At 66.8% G+C, this 16,499-nt stretch carries 16 protein-coding genes; 7 read left to right on the forward strand and 9 right to left on the reverse strand.

Translation table 11 applies throughout. The features are described 5' to 3' along the window. Positions 1 to 9 precede the first annotated feature (9 nt). Positions 10 to 900 (forward strand): LysR family transcriptional regulator, encoded by an 891-nt coding sequence (locus tag HZA32_09865; protein ID MBI5424388.1) that lies wholly within the window; start codon positions 10 to 12, stop codon positions 898 to 900. 125 nt (positions 901 to 1,025) lie between these two features. Here the strand turns inward: HZA32_09865 and HZA32_09870 are convergent, their stop codons facing one another. The 8 genes from HZA32_09870 to hisG form a co-directional block, all read right to left on the reverse strand. Continuing rightward, complete coding sequence (locus HZA32_09870) at positions 1,026 to 1,643, reverse strand: bifunctional phosphoribosyl-AMP cyclohydrolase/phosphoribosyl-ATP diphosphatase HisIE (protein ID MBI5424389.1); 618 nt, start codon at positions 1,641 to 1,643, stop codon at positions 1,026 to 1,028. Between the two features lie 112 nt (positions 1,644 to 1,755). Then, positions 1,756 to 2,523 carry an imidazole glycerol phosphate synthase subunit HisF gene (hisF, locus tag HZA32_09875; GenBank protein MBI5424390.1) on the reverse strand — a complete coding sequence of 256 codons (768 nt, stop codon included), beginning with the start codon at positions 2,521 to 2,523 and terminating at the stop codon, positions 1,756 to 1,758. Positions 2,524 to 2,628: 105 nt separating this feature from the next. Then, positions 2,629 to 3,357, reverse strand: coding sequence for a 1-(5-phosphoribosyl)-5-[(5-phosphoribosylamino)methylideneamino]imidazole-4-carboxamide isomerase (gene hisA / locus HZA32_09880; protein ID MBI5424391.1), 729 nt, complete (start codon positions 3,355 to 3,357; stop codon positions 2,629 to 2,631). Between the two features lie 136 nt (positions 3,358 to 3,493). Next, the gene (hisH, locus tag HZA32_09885) at positions 3,494 to 4,087 is read right to left on the reverse strand and encodes an imidazole glycerol phosphate synthase subunit HisH (GenBank protein MBI5424392.1); all 594 of its coding nucleotides are present in this window, start codon (positions 4,085 to 4,087) and stop codon (positions 3,494 to 3,496) included. After that, on the reverse strand, positions 4,087 to 5,151 hold the full coding sequence (gene hisB, locus HZA32_09890) for a bifunctional histidinol-phosphatase/imidazoleglycerol-phosphate dehydratase HisB (protein MBI5424393.1): 1,065 nt from the start codon (positions 5,149 to 5,151) through the stop codon (positions 4,087 to 4,089). Before hisB ends, hisH begins: the two co-directional genes overlap by 1 nt. 118 nt (positions 5,152 to 5,269) lie before the next feature. Beyond that, positions 5,270 to 6,364, reverse strand: coding sequence for a histidinol-phosphate transaminase (gene hisC, locus HZA32_09895; GenBank protein MBI5424394.1), 1,095 nt, complete (start codon positions 6,362 to 6,364; stop codon positions 5,270 to 5,272). Next, positions 6,361 to 7,662 (reverse strand): histidinol dehydrogenase, encoded by a 1,302-nt coding sequence (hisD, locus tag HZA32_09900; GenBank protein MBI5424395.1) that lies wholly within the window; start codon positions 7,660 to 7,662, stop codon positions 6,361 to 6,363. The genes hisC and hisD overlap by 4 nt, the downstream gene beginning before the upstream one ends. Positions 7,663 to 7,693: 31 nt before the next feature. Further along, the gene (gene hisG / locus HZA32_09905) at positions 7,694 to 8,611 is read right to left on the reverse strand and encodes an ATP phosphoribosyltransferase (GenBank protein ID MBI5424396.1); all 918 of its coding nucleotides are present in this window, start codon (positions 8,609 to 8,611) and stop codon (positions 7,694 to 7,696) included. 279 nt (positions 8,612 to 8,890) lie between these two features. Between hisG and HZA32_09910 the strand changes: the two genes are divergently transcribed. The 5 genes from HZA32_09910 (at position 8,891) to HZA32_09930 (ending at position 14,457) form a co-directional block, all read left to right on the forward strand. Then, positions 8,891 to 10,156, forward strand: a complete 1,266-nt coding sequence (locus HZA32_09910) for a hypothetical protein (protein ID MBI5424397.1) — start codon at positions 8,891 to 8,893, stop codon at positions 10,154 to 10,156. A gap of 15 nt (positions 10,157 to 10,171) precedes the next feature. Beyond that, positions 10,172 to 12,214, forward strand: coding sequence for a sulfatase-like hydrolase/transferase (locus HZA32_09915; protein MBI5424398.1), 2,043 nt, complete (start codon positions 10,172 to 10,174; stop codon positions 12,212 to 12,214). Beyond that, the gene (locus HZA32_09920; GenBank protein MBI5424399.1) at positions 12,211 to 13,143 is read left to right on the forward strand and encodes a hypothetical protein; all 933 of its coding nucleotides are present in this window, start codon (positions 12,211 to 12,213) and stop codon (positions 13,141 to 13,143) included. The genes HZA32_09915 and HZA32_09920 overlap by 4 nt, the downstream gene beginning before the upstream one ends. Next, positions 13,140 to 13,853, forward strand: coding sequence for a phosphatase PAP2 family protein (locus HZA32_09925; GenBank protein ID MBI5424400.1), 714 nt, complete (start codon positions 13,140 to 13,142; stop codon positions 13,851 to 13,853). The genes HZA32_09920 and HZA32_09925 overlap by 4 nt, the downstream gene beginning before the upstream one ends. A gap of 139 nt (positions 13,854 to 13,992) precedes the next feature. Next, positions 13,993 to 14,457, forward strand: coding sequence for a response regulator (locus HZA32_09930; protein MBI5424401.1), 465 nt, complete (start codon positions 13,993 to 13,995; stop codon positions 14,455 to 14,457). A gap of 62 nt (positions 14,458 to 14,519) precedes the next feature. Here the strand turns inward: HZA32_09930 and HZA32_09935 are convergent, their stop codons facing one another. After that, on the reverse strand, positions 14,520 to 14,969 hold the full coding sequence (locus tag HZA32_09935) for a GatB/YqeY domain-containing protein (protein MBI5424402.1): 450 nt from the start codon (positions 14,967 to 14,969) through the stop codon (positions 14,520 to 14,522). A gap of 153 nt (positions 14,970 to 15,122) precedes the next feature. Here HZA32_09935 and HZA32_09940 point away from each other — a divergent pair, with 153 nt between their 5' ends. After that, positions 15,123 to 16,496 carry an alpha/beta fold hydrolase gene (locus tag HZA32_09940; GenBank protein ID MBI5424403.1) on the forward strand — a complete coding sequence of 458 codons (1,374 nt, stop codon included), beginning with the start codon at positions 15,123 to 15,125 and terminating at the stop codon, positions 16,494 to 16,496. Positions 16,497 to 16,499: the final 3 nt, after the last annotated feature.

Here is a 16,499-nt window from a genome sequence, read left to right on the forward strand (position 1 = left end):
CGGTGCGCGATGAATATCCACCACCTCGAACTGTTCTACTATGTGGCGAAACACGGCGGCATCAGCCGCGCAGTGCGGGCGATGCCCTACGGCATCCAGCAGCCGGCGGTGAGCAGCCAGATCCTGCAGCTCGAGCAGGATCTCGGGGCGAAGCTCTTCGAGCGCACGCCGTTCCGGCTCACGCCCACCGGTGAAGAGCTGATGACGTTCATCGCGCCGTTCTTCGAGAACGTCGGGGCCGTCGGCGCGCGCCTGCGCAAGAGCGCGGCGCCGCAGCTGCGCATCGGGGCGTCGGAGCTGGCGCTGCGCGATCACCTGCCGGCCATCATCGGGCATCTGCGCCAACATGAGCCGAAGGTGCGACTGAGCCTGCGCTCGGGTTTCCAACCGCAGATCGAACGCTGGCTGATCGACAAGGAAATCGATCTCGCGATCACGCCGATCGACAGCCGGCCACCGGCGGGCGTGGAGCACCGTCTGCTGTTGCGCGTGCCGATCGTGCTGCTCGTGCCGAAGAAATCGCGGTGGAAAAAGGCCGAGGAGCTTTGGGCCGGCGGCATCCCGGAGGAGTCGCTCATCTGCCTCCCAGCGAACGAGTGCATGAGCATGATTTTCCAGCGCCACTTGAAACATCATCGCACGGCGTGGACGCCGGCGATCGAGGCGAGTTCGTTGGAGTTGATCACGCAATACGTCGCGAGCGGCTACGGCGTGGGCGTGAATGTGGCGATCCCGGGCGTGATCAAGCACCGCGACGTGCGCGCGTTGCCGCTCGCGGGTTGCGGGCCGGTCGAAGTGGCGGCGCTGTGGCGCGGGAAGCCGACGCCGCTTGTGCAGGCTGTGCTCGATGCCGCGGGGGGCTACATTCGCGGGCAATGGCCGGATTGGGCGTGCGCGTGAGGGTGCGGCCACCCGCAAGCGGCGGCGAAGGTGGAGCGCGTTGACCTCAACGCGCTCGGAACCGGTTGAGGTCAACCGGTTCCACCGAAAGCAGGCTGGAAGCCTGCGCTACGACGGACGCGCGGTTACTTTTTCGGGGCGTGGCGTTTTTCGAGGATACTGAGGGCGTCTTGGAGCGAGAGGCCTTTGGTGCGCAGGAGGACGATCAGGTGGAAGAGCAAGTCGGCCGCTTCGTTGGCGAGTTCAACGTTGTCGCCGGCGGTCGCGGCGAGTGCAGTCTCGACGCCCTCTTCGCCGACTTTCTGCGCGACGCGCTTCACGCCTTCGCGGACGAGTTTGGCGGTGTAGCTCTTCTCGTCGCCGGAGCAGATGCGCTGATTCACCGTGCGTTCGAGCTGCGCGAGGAAACCGGTGCCGGTGGCGCCGCCGCCTTCGCCGAAGCACGAGCAGGTGCCGCGGTGGCAGGTCGGACCGTTGGGGCGCGCGCGGACGAGCAGCGTGTCGTTGTCGCAATCGCCCTCGACGCTCACGAAGTCGAGGAAATGGCCGGACGATTCTCCCTTGGTCCAGAGGCGGTTCTTCGAACGCGAGAAAAACGTCACTCGCTTGGTCGCGAGCGTCTGCTCGAGCGCGGCGGCGTTCATGTAGCCGAGCATGAGGACTTGCTGCGTGTCGGCGTCCTGAATGATGGCGGGCAGCAGGCCGTCGCCTTTTTGCCAGTCGAGGGCAGGGAGAGTGTTCATTGGAGGTGGGAGAAACCACGAATGGACACGAATGAACACGAATGAGGGAAGACTGGTTCGCGGGGCGGGATCATTCGTGTGAATTCGTGTCTATTCGTGGTTGAAAATTTCTTCAGGTGCGGATGCAGACGCCTTCGCGGGCGAGGTAGGATTTGAGAGTGGGAATCGGGATGGTGCCTTTGTGGAAGACCGACGCGGCGAGCGCGCCGTCGACCGAGGCTTGTTGGAAAACGTCGCGGAAGTGCTCGGGCGCGCCGGCGCCGCCGGAGGCGACGAGCGGGATTGTGAGCACGGAGCGGACGAGTTTGAGCTGCGTGAGATCGTAACCGGCGCGCACGCCGTCTTGGTTCATGCAGTTGAGGACGACTTCGCCGGCGCCGCGCTTTTGCGCTTCGGCGGCCCAGTCGATCGTGCGCCAACGCGTGGACTGCGTCTTGTCGGGATTGCCGGTGTAGGCCTTCACGAAGTAGTCGCCGTTTTCCTGGCGCGAATCGATGCCGACGACGACGGCTTGCGAGCCGAATTCGTCGGCCAGCGCGGTGATCAGATCCGGGTTTTCGAGGGCGGGAGAGTTGAGCGAGACCTTGTCGGCGCCGCTGTGGAGGATCACGCGCGCGCCATCGAGCGAGCGGATGCCGCCGGCGACGCAGAACGGAATGTCGATCACACGGGCCACGCGCTCGACCCATGCGGCGGAGACGGTGCGACCGTCGCTGCTCGCGGTGATGTCGTAGAAAACCAACTCGTCGGCGCCGGCATCGCGGTAGCGTTGGGCGAGCTCGATGATGTCACCCATGTCCTCGTGGTTGCGGAACTGGACGCCCTTCACGACGCGGCCGTCGCGGACGTCGAGGCAGGGAATGATTCTACGGGCGAGCATCTGAGAGGTTCCAAGTAACAAGAGCCAAGTGCCAAGAAATGCGAGAGAGCGAGGCGAGAGCCAAGGCAGCCGGTTTTGGCGTTTGGGCGTTTGTGATTTGAGATTTCATCGGCATGCGAGCGCCTCCTTCAGCGTGAACTTGTGCTCGTAGAGCGCGCGGCCGACAATTGCTCCCGGCGTGCCTTCGGCTTTGAGACGACGCAGATCGTCGAGCGACGAGACGCCGCCGGACGCCTGCACCTGCAACGCGGGAAAATCACGCCGGAGCTGCGCGTAGAGTTCGAAGTTCGGGCCGGTGAGTTTACCATCGCGACTGATGTCCGTGCAAAGCATGTGACGCAGGCCGCGCGCGGTGAAATTCGTCAGCACGTCGGCGAGTGCGAGGCCGCTGTCGGCCCGCCAGCCGGCGATGGCGACTTGCGGCACGCCCGCGGCGTTGAGGCGGACGTCGAGCGCGAGGACGATTTTTTCCGGACCGAATTTCTCCAGCCAACCGGCGACGAGCTCCGGTTCCTTCACGGCGAGGCTGCCGACGATGACGCGCGTCACGCCCGCAGCGAGCAGTGCGGTGACTTGCGCTTCCTCGCGGATGCCGCCGCCGGATTGCACGAGCAAGCCGCTCGCGGCGACGACGCGTTCGATGAGCGCGGTCTGGCGCTGCGCGGGATCCTTCGCGCCATCGAGGTCGACGAGGTGCAGCCAGGTGGAACCGGCGGCTTTGAACTCGCGCGCTACGACGGTCGGGTCGTCGTGGTAGGCTTTCTCGGCTTCGAAGCTGCCCTCGGTGAGGCGCACGACGCGACCGCGGCGGAGGTCGATGGCGGGATAGATGATCATGCGGGACAAGAAACTCGTTTGTTATCCATTAAGAACTTTGCCGCAGGGCGGCGGGCGCGGTCGACGTGCCGGCGCGGGCGGGAGGAAAGTTGCTCATTAAGAACTTTGGGTTGCGGCACGCGCGGCGCGGGGATCACGCGGGGAGGGTGAGGAAGTTTTTCAGGAGCTGGGCGCCGGCGGGGCCGGAGCGCTCGGGGTGGAATTGCACGCCGTAGAAGTTGCCGCGCTGCACGACGGCGGCGAACGGCGTGCCGTGCGTCGCGCTGGCGAGAGTGTGGGCGTTCACCGGGCCGGCGTAGCTGTGGACGAAATAGAAACGCGCGTCGCGGGCGATGCCGTGGAGGAGCGGCGTGTCGCGGAGGACTTCGAGCGTGTTCCAACCCATGTGCGGCACGGTGATGCCGTGCGTCTCGGGAATGCGCGTCACGCGGCCGGGGATCAGGCCGAGCGAAGTGGTGTCGCCTTCGTCGGAGGATTCGAAGAGGAGCTGCTCGCCGAGGCAGAAGCCGATGACGGGCTGCGTGAGACCGCGGATGGTCTCGACGAGATTGCGCGCGCGGAGCTTGCGCATGCCTTCCTGCGCGGAGCCCACGCCCGGCAGGATGACGCGCTCGGCCGAGCGGATGATGGCGGGATCGGCGGTGAGCTCGCTCGCGATGCCGAGCCGCTCAAGCGCGAAGCGCACCGAGGCGATGTTGGCGCCGCCGCTGTCGACGATGGCGAGCATCACAGCACTCCCTTCGAACTCGGGATGTCGCCGCCGACGGTGCGGGCGACGGCGGGACGCAGCGCGCGGCCGAAGCCTTTGAACAGCGCTTCGATCATGTGGTGCGTGTTGTCGCCGGTGACCTTCATGTGCAGCGTCGCGCCGAGCGTGTCGCTGACGGATTTGAAAAAGTGCGAGACCATCTCGGTGGGCAGCTCGCCGACGTTGCCGCGCGGGAAATCCGCCTCGAAGACCAGCCACGCGCGGCCGCTGAGATCGAGCGCGACGTCAGCGCGCGACTCGTCCATCGGCATGACGAAGCCGTAGCGGCCGATGCCGCGTTTGTCGCCGAGGGCCTGCTTGAGCGCGGTGCCGAGGGCGAGGCCGACGTCTTCGATGGTGTGGTGCTCGTCGATGTGCAGGTCGCCGTCGCAGGTGATGACGAGGCTGATGCCGGCGTTGCGGGCGATCTGCTCGAGCATGTGGTCGAAGAAGCCGAGGCCGGTGCGAAATGAGACGGGCGCGGTGGCGTCGAGGTCGACGGTGACGGTGATCTTGGTCTCCTTGGTCTCGCGTTTGATCGTGGCGCGACGCGGCGCGTCGACGAGCTGGCGGGCGATTTCGGTCCAGTTGAGTTTGGTGCGGTCGTAGCGGAGGCCGCGAATGCCGAGCGCGGCGGCAAGCTGGAGATCGGTTTCGCGATCGCCGATCACGGCGGAAGCAGCGCGGTCCCACGCGGTGTCGCGAAGGTAGTCCATCACGAGGCCGGGCTTGGGTTTTCGGCAATCGCAACGATCGGCGGCGGTGTGCGGGCAGACGCGGACGGCTTCGAAGGCGATGCCTTGCGAGGCGAGGATACTGATCAACAGGTCCTGCAGCGGGCGGAATTCGCTCTCGCGAAAACTCGGCGTGCCGAGGCCGTCCTGATTCGTCACCATCACGAAGGTGAAGCCGGCGTCGCGTAGGCGGCGGAGTGCGGGGACGACCTCGGGTTCGAGCGCGAACTTGTCGAGGCGGTCGATCTGCTGGTCGACGGGTTCGGCGATGAGCGTGCCGTCGCGGTCGAGGAAGAGGAGTTTTTTCATGGATCAGGCGCGAGGCTGGGCGATAGGGCGAATCGTCCCGATGAGCCGGTTCGGGGAGCGGCTCGTCCGGAGGACTCGCCCTACCCGTGCTGTCGCGCGAGGGGAGTTTTCGCAGCGCTTAGACACGGGCGAGGGTCTCCAGGGCGAAGTCGTTTTCGGCGCGCGTGCCGATGGTGATGCGGACGGTGTTGGGCACGTCCTTGCTGCGGTCGCGGATGACGAGGCCGGCGGCGCGGGCGATGTTCATGATGCGCGAGGCGTCGGTGACCTCGACCAGCAGGAAGTTGGCGTCGCTCGGCCAGATCTTGCGGACGTGCGGGAGTTTCACGAGCGCGACGGTGAGGCGGCGGCGTTCGCCGACGAGATCGAGGGCGGACTGGCGCGCGGCGGAAATGCCGGCGGGCGTGAGCGCATCGAGCGCGGCGCGGACGACCGGCGCGGGAATCGGGTAGGGCGCGATGATTTTCTGCAGGACGCCGACGAGCGCCGGCGAGGCGAGCGTCACGCCGACGCGTGCGCCGGCGAGGCCGTAGGCTTTCGAGAGCGTGCGGAGGACAACGAGGTTGGGATTGGCGTCGAGTTCCTGCACGAGGCTCGGCTCGGTGGAGAACTCCGCGTAAGCCTCGTCGACCACGACGACGGCGCGCGAGGCGAGCGTCGTGACGATCTTGAGCACTGCGTCGCGATCAAGGAGCTGGCCCGTCGGGTTGTTGGGTGAGCAGAGGAAAACGAGTTTGGTTTCCGGTGTCCCGCCTCCGCCATTCGGCTCCGGCGCGGCAAGCACGGCGCGGAGAACGGCGTCGGCATCGAGCGCGAAGTCCTTTTCGCGGACGAGCGGGACGGTGAGGACGCGCGCGCCCTGGATCGCGGCGGCGACGGAATACATGCCGTAGGTCGGCGGCGTGAACAGGATCGAGTCCTGGCCGGCGCGGCAGAACGCGCGCAGGAGAAGATCGATGCCTTCGTCGGAACCGCGCGTGACTAGTATGCGGTCGGGTTTGACGCCGTAGAGCGAGGCGAGGCGGGCGACGACTTCGGCCGGTTGCGGCTCGGGGTAACGGTTCAGGCGCGGCGCGCCGGCGTGCGGCGTCGAGGGATTTTCGTTGGCGTCGAGCCAGACCTTGCCGCCGGAGGCTTCCTTGCGGGCCGAGGAATACGGGGTGAGCGCGAGGATATCGGGGCGGACGAGCGCGAGAACGGGGTCGGAGTTCATCGGGAGAGTTTTTGGAGGCGGACGGTGACCGCGCGGCGGTGGGCGACGAGGCTTTCGGCCTCGGCGAGGCGCGCGACGGTGCCGCTGAGGCGGGCGAAGCCGAGCGGTGTGGCTTCCTGCACGGTCATCGTGCGCGAGAAATCTGCCAGGCCGAGGCCGCTGAAGGAACGCGCCCAGCCGTAGGTCGGCAGGACATGGTTGGTGCCGCTGGCGTAGTCGCCGAGCGACTCGGGTGTCCACGGGCCGACAAAGACCGAGCCAGCGGCGGTGATTTGCGGGAGGAGGCGGCGCGGGTTTGCGAGTTGGAGGATGAGATGCTCGGGCGCGTAGGCGTTGGCGATCTCCACGGCTTCGGCGGGCGAGGCGGCGAGGATGACGCGGCTCTTTTTCAGCGCGACTTCGGCGATTTCGCGTCGCGGAAGGAGCTTGAGCTGAGTTTGGACTTCGAGAGCGATGCGGGAGGCAATCGCCTCGGAGAAGGTGACCAATACGACCTGCGAGTCGGGGCCGTGTTCGGCTTGCGAGAGGAGATCGGCGGCGACGAACGAGGCGTCGGCGGTGCGGTCGGCGATGACCATAACCTCGGACGGGCCGGCGGGCATGTCGATGGCGGCGCCGGCGGCGGAGCGCGAGACTTGGAGCTTGGCCTCGGTGACAAAGGCGTTGCCGGGGCCGAAGAGCTTGTCGCACTTCGGGATCGTCTTCGTGCCGGCGGCCATGGCGGCGATCGCTTGCGCGCCGCCGACCTTGAAGACGTCGGTGATGCCGCAGAGTTGGGCGGCGAAAAGGATCCAGGGATTCACGCGGCCGTCGCGGCCCGGGGGCGTGCAGAGGACGCGCACGGGACAGCCGGCGAGTTGCGCGGGGACGCCGAGCATGAGTGCGGTGGAGAACAGCGGCGCGCTGCCGCCGGGGACGTAGAGGCCGACGCGCTCGATCGGGCGCGTGACTTTTTCGCAGACGATGCCGCGCATCGTCTCGACGCGGATCGGTTTCGCAACTTGCGCGGCGTGGAAGCGGCGGATGTTGCGGTAGGCGGTGCGAAGGGCGGCCTTGTCGGCGGGCGTGAGGGCTTTTTCGGCGGCGGCGAACTCCGCCGGGCTGACGCGGAGCGAGGTGAGTTTCGCGCCGTCGAACTTCGCGGTCAGGCGCTTCAGCGCGGTGTCGCCGTCGCGGGCGACCTCGGCGATGATACGCGAGACGGCGTCGGCGATGTCGGTGCGGCGCGTCTGCGCCGGCCGCTCGAGGGCGGCGGCGCGGCGGGCGGGGGAGAATTTTTTCCAGACGAGCGTTTGCATCGGCGAGGCGGCGTCGGCGGAGACGCGGGCGTCACATCATCATCTTTTCGATCGGGAGCACAAGGATGGCGCTGGCGCCGGCGCGCTTGAGGGACTCCATGGTTTCCCAGAAGACGGCTTCCTGGCAGACGGCGTGGAGCGCGACTTTGGTGTCGTCGCCGGCGAGCGGGAGGATGGTCGGGTTCTCGGAGCCGGGGAGGAGTTTCTTGATCTCGGCGAGCGCGCTCTTCGGGGCGTGGAGCATGATGTATTTCGCTTCGGCGGCGAGCTGCACGCCGTCGATGCGGCGAAGGAGGATGTCGAGGGCGTGGCGCTTGGCGGCGTCGAGCGGGCGGTCGCAGCGGATGAGCGTGGCCTTGGATTTGAAGATCGTCTCGACGGCGCGGAGGCGGTTGGCCTCGAGGGTGGAGCCGGTGGCGACGAGGTCGCAGATGGCGTCGGCGAGACCGAGGCGCGGGGCGATTTCGACGGAGCCGGTGAGGAGGACGACGTCGGCTTTCACGTTTTGCGCGGCGAGCCAGCGTTTGGTGAGACGCGGGTAGGAAGTCGCGATGCGGAGGCCGGCGAGGTCGGCGGAAGAGGCGTAGCCGCGCTCTTCGGGGAGGGCGACGGCGAGGCGGCAGCCGCCGAAGTCGAGGCGGCGGTCGACGACGTAGGGGTTGTGCGTGCCGCCGGAGGTGCGTTCGAGGGCGGTTTCCTCTAGGACGTTCTCGCCGACGATGCCGAGGTCGCACACGCCGTCCATGACGAGTTGCGGGATGTCGTCGTCGCGGACGAAGAGGATATCGATCGGGAAGTTTTCGGCGTGGAGGAGCAGCTTTTCCTTGGGCGCCTTGACCTTGATGCCGCAGCGGTTGAGCAGGTCGAGCGAGTCGGTGGAAAGGCGTCCGCTCTTCTGGATGGCGAGGCGGAGGCGGTCTTTGGCGGGAGGAGTGACGATGGGAGACATGGGAGGCTGAAGTTGAGAGTCTGGAGCTGAGAGTTGAGAGGCCGGAAAAGCAGAAACCCCGGTGGGGTGTGCCACCGGGGTTTCAGAAATTGGGTTTCATCACCACGGGAAGGCACGCTGCCTTCCCGGGCAGGGAAGGCTAGGAGGAGTGGTGATGGTGGTGGTTGAGAACCATGACGAAGCGTTCGCCAAAAAGCCGGACTGGGCCGAAAGCGGCAAGCGATTTCTTTTGCCCGCCACGGCATAAGGCACGACAAAACCCGCCGCTCCCCCTCGCGCATGATCCACCCTTCGCACAACGCCGGCGACGACCGCGGGCATTACCACGAAGAGTTTACGCCGCAACCAAGCGCGTGGGCCGGCGCGGCCGTGACGGTCGGCGCGACCTACGTGGTGTTCCTGATTTTTGCGCAGTTCGGTTTCCTGAAGCTCGTGCAGGGCGTCGTGGGCGAGGAAAGCCCGCTGCTGAAGGCGATCCTCGCGGTCATGGCTGTGGCGGGATTGGGCGGCAGCGCGTGGGCCGGGTGGACACATACGGACAACAAGAGCCAGCGCCGCTTGGTGGCGATGTTTGCGATCTGCGGCGCGGCGGCGGGATTGAGCCTGTTGGCGCGCTCGCCGTTGCCGCTCTTCGCGATCTCGCTCCTCATCGGGTGGGGCCTCGGCGGACTCACCGTCACCCTCGCCGGCACGTTGCGGCGGGTGACCGGTGGCGACCGGCTCGGTTCGGCGATCGGCGCCGGCACGGGCGCCGCTTATGCGATTTGCAATCTGCCGTTCGTCTTCAACGGCGGCCGCGAGACGCATGGCTTCGTCGCTCTCGCCGCGGCCTGTGTGGGCCTGATCGGGGTGCACCTGCTCGACTTGCGCGCACCGCGGCAGGTGCCGAACAACTTCGACTACCAAACGCCCGGGCTCGTCTCGTGGGTGCTGATCCTGCTCGCCCTCGTGTGGCTCGACAGCGGGGCGTTCAGCATCATCCAGCATTCGCCCTACTTGAAGGAGATGACGTGGGGCAGCGGACGCCTCTACGCGAACGCCGCGATCCATTTCGCGGCGGCGCTGCTGGCGGGCTACATGATGGACAAACGCTGGATCGGACGCGCCGTGCTCCTGGCCACGACGATGTTGCTGGCGGCCTGTCTCCTCATCGAACCGAACCGCGCCAAGCTCACGGAGGGTGTCCTGCTCTACACCGCGGCGGTGTCGATCTACTCGACCGCCCTGGTGTTTTATCCGTCGCGCAGCAGTCGGGCAAAATGCGCCGCCATCGTCTATGGCATCGCGGGCTGGATCGGCTCCGGACTGGGCATCGCGATGGTGGAAGGCCTGTCCGCGATCCCGCGCTGGCTGGTCATTACGGCCGGGTTGGTGGCGACGCTGGGGCTCCTGCTCCGCGGGTGGATGATGCGGCGCGAGACGCGGCGGTTCGCCGCCGGTTTGCTGACGCTGGCTTTGATGGCGGGTTTAGGGGCGCTGCCGATGGCGGCGGATGGGCGAGGGAATTGGAACTGGTCAACCGTGACGCTTTCCCACTCCGTTTAGCCAACCCTTGTGCTGATGCCTTCCGCCGTTCCTCCCGCTGATTCCGCCGCTGGCGCGAGTCGTTGGTCCAAACTGCTCGCACGCCGCCATGGCGGTGTCGCTATCTTCTTCGCGGTCTTCCTGATCGCGGCTTTCCTCACGCGCGTGGCGTTGCTCATCCAGGCGCGGCACGACGTGGTCTGGAATCCCTCGCTGCTCGCGGCATTCTTCTGGGGCGTGCTCTACGATCTCGGCGCGGCGGCGTGGGCCTCGCTGCCGCTGACGATCCTGCTCGCGGCGCTGCCGGCGCGGTTCTTCGAGTGGGCGTGGGCGCGCTGGCTCGCGGCGATCGGGGCGTTCGCGATCATCTACGCGCTGTTCTTCGGCACGGTTTCCGAGTGGACGTTCTGGGAGGAGTTCGGCGTGCGGTTCAACTTCATCGCCGTCGACTACCTCGTCTACACGACGGAGGTCGTCGGCAACATCCGCGAATCCTACAACCTCCCCGCGATTATCGGCGGCGTCGCGGCCGTCGCGGCGCTCGGCGTCTGGCTGCTCGCGCGCACCGGCTGGCCGCAGCGCTGGTTCGCGCACGCGAACGAGCCGATGGGCCGGCGCTGGAAGGCGGCCGCGATCTGGTTCGTCGCTGCGCTGGCATTCGGCTTGGTGCAGGACGACACGCGCCTGCCGGCCTTCAAAAACAACTTCAACCGCGAGATCGGCAAGAACGGCCTCTGGTCGCTCTTTGCCGCGTTCAAGAACAACATCCTCGATTACGAGCAGTTCTACAAAACGCTCCCGATCGACGAGGCGTTCGCGCAGGTGCAGGCCAAGCTCGCCGTCGACGGCGCGACGCTGCTCCGTCCCGGCGAGCGCGACACCCTGCGCTACGTGCAGAACGACGGCGGCCCGGAGCTGAAGCCCAACGTCATCCAGATCACGGTCGAGAGCCTGAGCGCGGACTTCGTCGGCATCTTCAACCACGCCTCGAAGCTCACGCCGCACCTCGAAGCGCTCGCGCGCCACAGCTTGGTGTTCGAGAATTTCTACGCCACCGGCACGCGCACCGATCGCGGCATGGAGGCGCTGACGCTCTCGCTGCCGCCGACGCCTGGTCGATCGATGATCAAGCGGCCGAACAACGAGAACATGTTCACGCTTGGCTCCGTGTTCCAGTCGAAGGGCTACGAGACGGCGTTCATCTACGGCGGCTTCGGCTACTTCGACAACATGAACTACTTTTTCGGCCACAACGGCTATCGCGTCATCGACCGCAACAGCCCCGAGGCCGACGTCACCTTCGCCAACGTCTGGGGCGCGTGCGACGAGGACCTCTATCGCTGGACCATGCGCGAGGCCGACAAGTCCTTCGCGGCCGGCAAGCCGTTCCACTACTTCGTCATGACGACGTCGAATCACCGCCCCTACACCTTCCCCGAGGGCAAGATCGACCTCCCGTCGAAAATCTCCGGCCGCGCCGGCGCCGTGAAATACACCGACTTCGCCATCGGCCAGTTCCTCAAGGACGCGGAGTCGAAGCCGTGGTTCAAGAACACCGTGTTCGTCATTGTCGCCGACCACTGCGCCTCCAGCGCCGGCCGCGCCGAGCTGCCGGTGCAGAACTACCACATCCCGCTCTTCATCTACTCGCCCGGCGGCCACATCGCGCCCGGCCGCATCAAGGGGCTCACGAGTCAGGTCGACTACGCGCCGACGCTGCTCGGCCTGCTCAACTGGAGCTACGTGTCGCGCTTCTTCGGCCACGACGTCCGCCGGGCGCCCGCCGAGACGGCCCGCGCGCTCATCGGCAACTACCAGAAGCTCGGCCACCTCGAGCGCGGTCACTTCGTCGTGCTCCGTCCGCAGCGCGGCGCCAACTCTTACACCGTCGATCTCGCCACCGGCGGACTCACACCCGCTCCGCGCGACGAGGCCAACGAGAAAGCCGCCATCGGCTACTACCAGAGCGCGAACTATCTCTACGAGCACGGGCTCTACGACGCGCTCACGCCCGAGGAACTGGCGAAGTTCACCGCCGAGGGAGAGAAGCGCGCCGCCGCCAAGTCCGCCGGCAAATGAAAACCCTCTTCGGCTGCGCCCTCGTCCTCGCTCTCGCGGCGCCGTTCGGTCGCGCTGAGGAAGCCGTCGCCGTCGCGCCCGCCGCCAACGAGCCGGCGAAAGTCCAGAAAGCCACCGACGACGACCTGCGCATCCAAGGCATCTTCAACAGCGCGCTGCCCGGCACCGAGCGGAAGAGTTCGCTGCGCCTGATCGTGCACCCGCATCTCGGCGATCTCACGAAACGCGACGAGATCCGCACCGCGCTCGGCATTCGCTACGGCCTCACGGCCAACTGGGAGGCCACCGCCGAGACCGACGCGTATTTCACCCACGGCCTGAAAGGCGGCAATTTTGGCGAGGAAGCCGGCTTCGCCTCGATCCACCTCGGCACGAAATACCGCCTCGGCGACCCGCTCAAGCTGGGCATCGATACCTCCGTCGGCATCGATTGGTCGCGTCCGCTCGGCACGCCGCCGCCCGCGGTGACCGACGGTCTGAAACACATTTCGCCGTTCTTCACGATGTCGCGCCAACTGCAGTCGCATCCGGGCTGGCGCGTGTTCTGGGGGCTCGGCTACGACGACGTCACGCAGACCGACGTGATCGGCAAACTCGAGAAAAACGACCTGCGCGACGACTCGCTCGGCCTCTCCGCCGGCGTGCTCTGGGAGCGCGGCCAGACCACCTACACGCTCGAGACGACTTACCAGACGACGAACCTCACGAGCGACAGCAACCGCTACGTGCTCGGCGTGCGGCCCGGCGTGGTGTGGACGATCCCGCCGAAATACACCTTTCGCGCCCGCGGCAAATGGCTGCTCGGTGTCGGCTTTCGCTTCACGCACGGGCCCGACGGCAACGACGTCGGCCTCAACGCCAAGCTGCGCGTGAACTTCGACTTCAAGCGCTTGCTCGGTCGGAAAAAAGCCCCAGCGTCGGCGCCATGACGCCCCGCGCGCCCGAATTTCTGGATCGCACGCTCTGGCCGGCGGTGCTGCTGCTCGCCGGCGCGCTCGCGATTTTCGAGTTCACCAACGTCGACCTCGCGCTGCAGGACCATTTCTACGATTTCGCGCAGCACCGCTGGATCGTCGACGGCAACGAGCCGGTCGGGCGCGCCGTGTTCTACAACATTCCGAAGATCGGCGTGATCGTCACCGGCGTGGCGTTGCTCGTGCTCGCGCTCGGTCCCGGGCGCTGGCGCGAGCGGCTGCGCCTCGAGCGACGCGGACTCTGGGTCGCGGTCGCGACGATCGCGACAGTGCCCGCGCTCGCCGGCCTCGGGAAGAATTTCACCAACACCTTTTGCCCCTCGGAAATCCGGCGCTACGGCGGCGGCGTGCCTTACGTGAAGCTGTGCGAACCTTATCCGAGCGACGATCGCCCGAAAGGGAAGGGGCATTGTTTTCCCGCCGGGCACGCCAGCGGCGGCTTCGCCCTGATCGCGCTCGCGTGGCTGCGGCCGTCGCGGCGCGTGCGGTTCATCGGCGTGGCGCTCGGTCTCGGATTCGGTTGGTATATGGGCACGTATCAGATGCTCAAAGGCGCGCACTATCTCAGCCACACGGTGACCACGATGTTGCTCGCGTGGATCGTGGCGCTCGCTTGGCGCCGTGCGCTGATGCACGGTCTGGGAGGAAGTCCCGCCGCGAACTGAGTAGTTTCGGCCCGGCCGCGCGCTTGACGCCATGGCACAGCGGGGGTCGGCTCGTCACCTCGCACATCCGCTCCGTGGCCAGGGGTGGCGAAGCGGAATTTTCAACGCCCCTCGCCCCGCCATGACACTTCGCACACCGATGAACGACGGCACGCCGCACGTGCTGGTGGTGGAAGACGACGAGAACGACGTGTTCTTCCTCCGGCGCGCCTTGGACAGCGTGGCTGCCGGGATCGATCTCCACGTGGCGAGCGACGGCCGCCAGGCGATGGATTATCTGCTCGGGCGCGACGGCTTCAGCGACCGCACCGAGCATCCGCTGCCGAGCGTCGTCCTGCTCGACCTGAAGGTGCCCTACATTTCCGGCTTGGAGGTGCTGCGGCAAATCCGCACGACGCCGGAGCTGCGCCGGCTGATCGTGGTGATCCTCACGTCGTCGGCGCTCGAGTCCGATGTCACGCAAGCCTACGAGATCGGCGCGAACTCGTTCCTCGTGAAGCCGAGCCGGCTCGAGGAACAGAGGGAACTCGCGCTGCGCATTGTCGGCTACTGGTTGCGGTCGAATCTCCCGCCGCCGCTGAGAACCGGCGGCGACGGAGCGTGAGCGGGTGAACGGCGCCGCGATTCCATGGCGGCGCCGTGGGCGCGAAGCGTCGCGCGGAGCGTTTACGGCAGCTTGGCCTGGATGGCCTTGCTCGCGGCGGCGAAGTCGATGAGCGGCGCCTCGGGGCGCTGCTTGAGCGCGCCGATGACCTTGCTCATTTCCTTCTTCGAGGCGGCGCCGGTGGCGGCGATCACCTCGACGATGAGCGCGTCGAGCTTCGCGGGATCGAGGCCTTGCGGGAGATATTTTTCGAGGTGCCCGATCTCCGCGGTGTTGGCAGCGACGAGGTCGGCGCGACCGCCCTTTTCGAACTCGGTGCGCGCGTCGGAGAGATTCTTCACGGCCTTGCGGATGGTCGTGATGGCGAGGGCGTCGTCGATCGGCTTGTTCGCGTCCATGGCGGCGCGCTGGATCGCGGCGTCCATGGTGCGGAGCGCGGTGGCGCGGGCGGTGGCGCGCGCCTTCATGGCGGCGACGATGTCGGCACGGAGAGTTTCGTAGACGTTGGCCATGGCGCGGAAGATGCCGGTTTCGCGCCAAAGCGAAAGCGCGGAGTGCGGCCTGCCAGTTCGCCGCTTGTCCCGTCGACGCGAAAGATGCAGAAGAGAGTCACGGGCCACGCTCGTGCCCGTCGGCGCGAGCGCAATCGAAGCACTATGCCTCCCATGAAAGCGCCCCGCTACGACCGATTGTCCCACCGTATGCTGCGTGCGTTGAGCGAGAATGAGTGGCTCAACTTGCCCGCGCTCACCCAGGCGGTGACCCGCGATCCCCTTATTATCAAAGCCAGAGTGCGCGCCGCGCTCACCTTGCTCCTGGATTGCGGCGCGGTTGTCGTCGTGAAGAAGGCGGGGAAAAAGGGATTCAGTCTAACCGAGGCCGGACGCGCACTGCTCGCCGAATGGGACCGCACCGCGCCGCTGTCGGATGAACTCTCGCGCGGGTTGCCCAAGCCGCGGATCCATTGGGTGGCTCACAAACTCAGAAGACCGCCAGCCGATCTTGCGGAGGCGGATGCGGTCCCCCTTGCGGCGGCGCTGCCGGCCGCACCGTTGCCGCAGGATTTGCTGAGCGACCCACGGATCGTGCCGGTGTGGTATGGCACGAATCGTCGGCCGGAAAACGCGGACTACGAACACGACGGCTATGGCGGCGCCACCGACGAGCGCATGCATTACGGCTATTGCACCGTGAACGTGCCGAAGCGCTACGTGAAGGGCGGCTCGGGGCGCGGCTGGCTCGGTCGCCTCATCCATCGCGAGCAAACCGAACTCGAACTCGGGAGCGTCACGCCGCTGGCGGAGGAAGAATTTTGGACGCGGCTCGCGAGCACGCTCGATGCATTGAAGGACGCGCCGGCCATGCTCCTGTTCGTCCATGGCTTTCGCACCACATTTCGCGGCGCGGCGGAGAGCGCGGGACAGTTGAGCTACGAGTTGGACTTGCCGGTGGCGCTCTTCAGCTGGGCCTCGCGCGGCAAGATCGCCGGCTATCTCGCCGACGAGGAAGCCGCCCGCGAGTCCGTGCCGGCCTTGAAGGAATTCGTGCGAACGCTCGCCACCACCGCCGCGACGCAAGGACGCAAACTCCATGTGATCGCGCACAGCATGGGCAACCGCGCGCTGCTCCAGGCCCTGCACGAAGTCGCGTTGCAGGGCGCGGCACCGGGGCTCCAGCTCGGGCAGGTCATTTTCGCGGCGCCCGACGTGCCGCAGCGCGAGTTTCTGCGGCAACTGGCGCAGATCGTCGCCGCGCCGGGACTCACGGCGGGACACACGCTTTACGCGGCCAAGGACGACCTCGCGCTGTTCGCCTCGCGCGAGCTGCACGACAACCCGCGCGCGGGCATCTGCCCGCCGGTGACGACGGCGCCGCAGCTCGAAACCGTGGACGTGTCGCAATACAACCTTTCCACGCTCGGCCACGGCTATTGCTTCAACGTCGGGCCGGTGCTCGAGGACATTTCGGTTGTGTTGCACGGGGGCAAATTCCGTCTGCGCAGCCGCGGCACCGGGGGCAGCTACTGGGTGCTCGGTTGAATC

This window comes from Opitutia bacterium, from assembly GCA_016217545.1.
In the GTDB taxonomy this organism is placed as follows: domain Bacteria; phylum Verrucomicrobiota; class Verrucomicrobiia; order Opitutales; family Opitutaceae; genus Didemnitutus.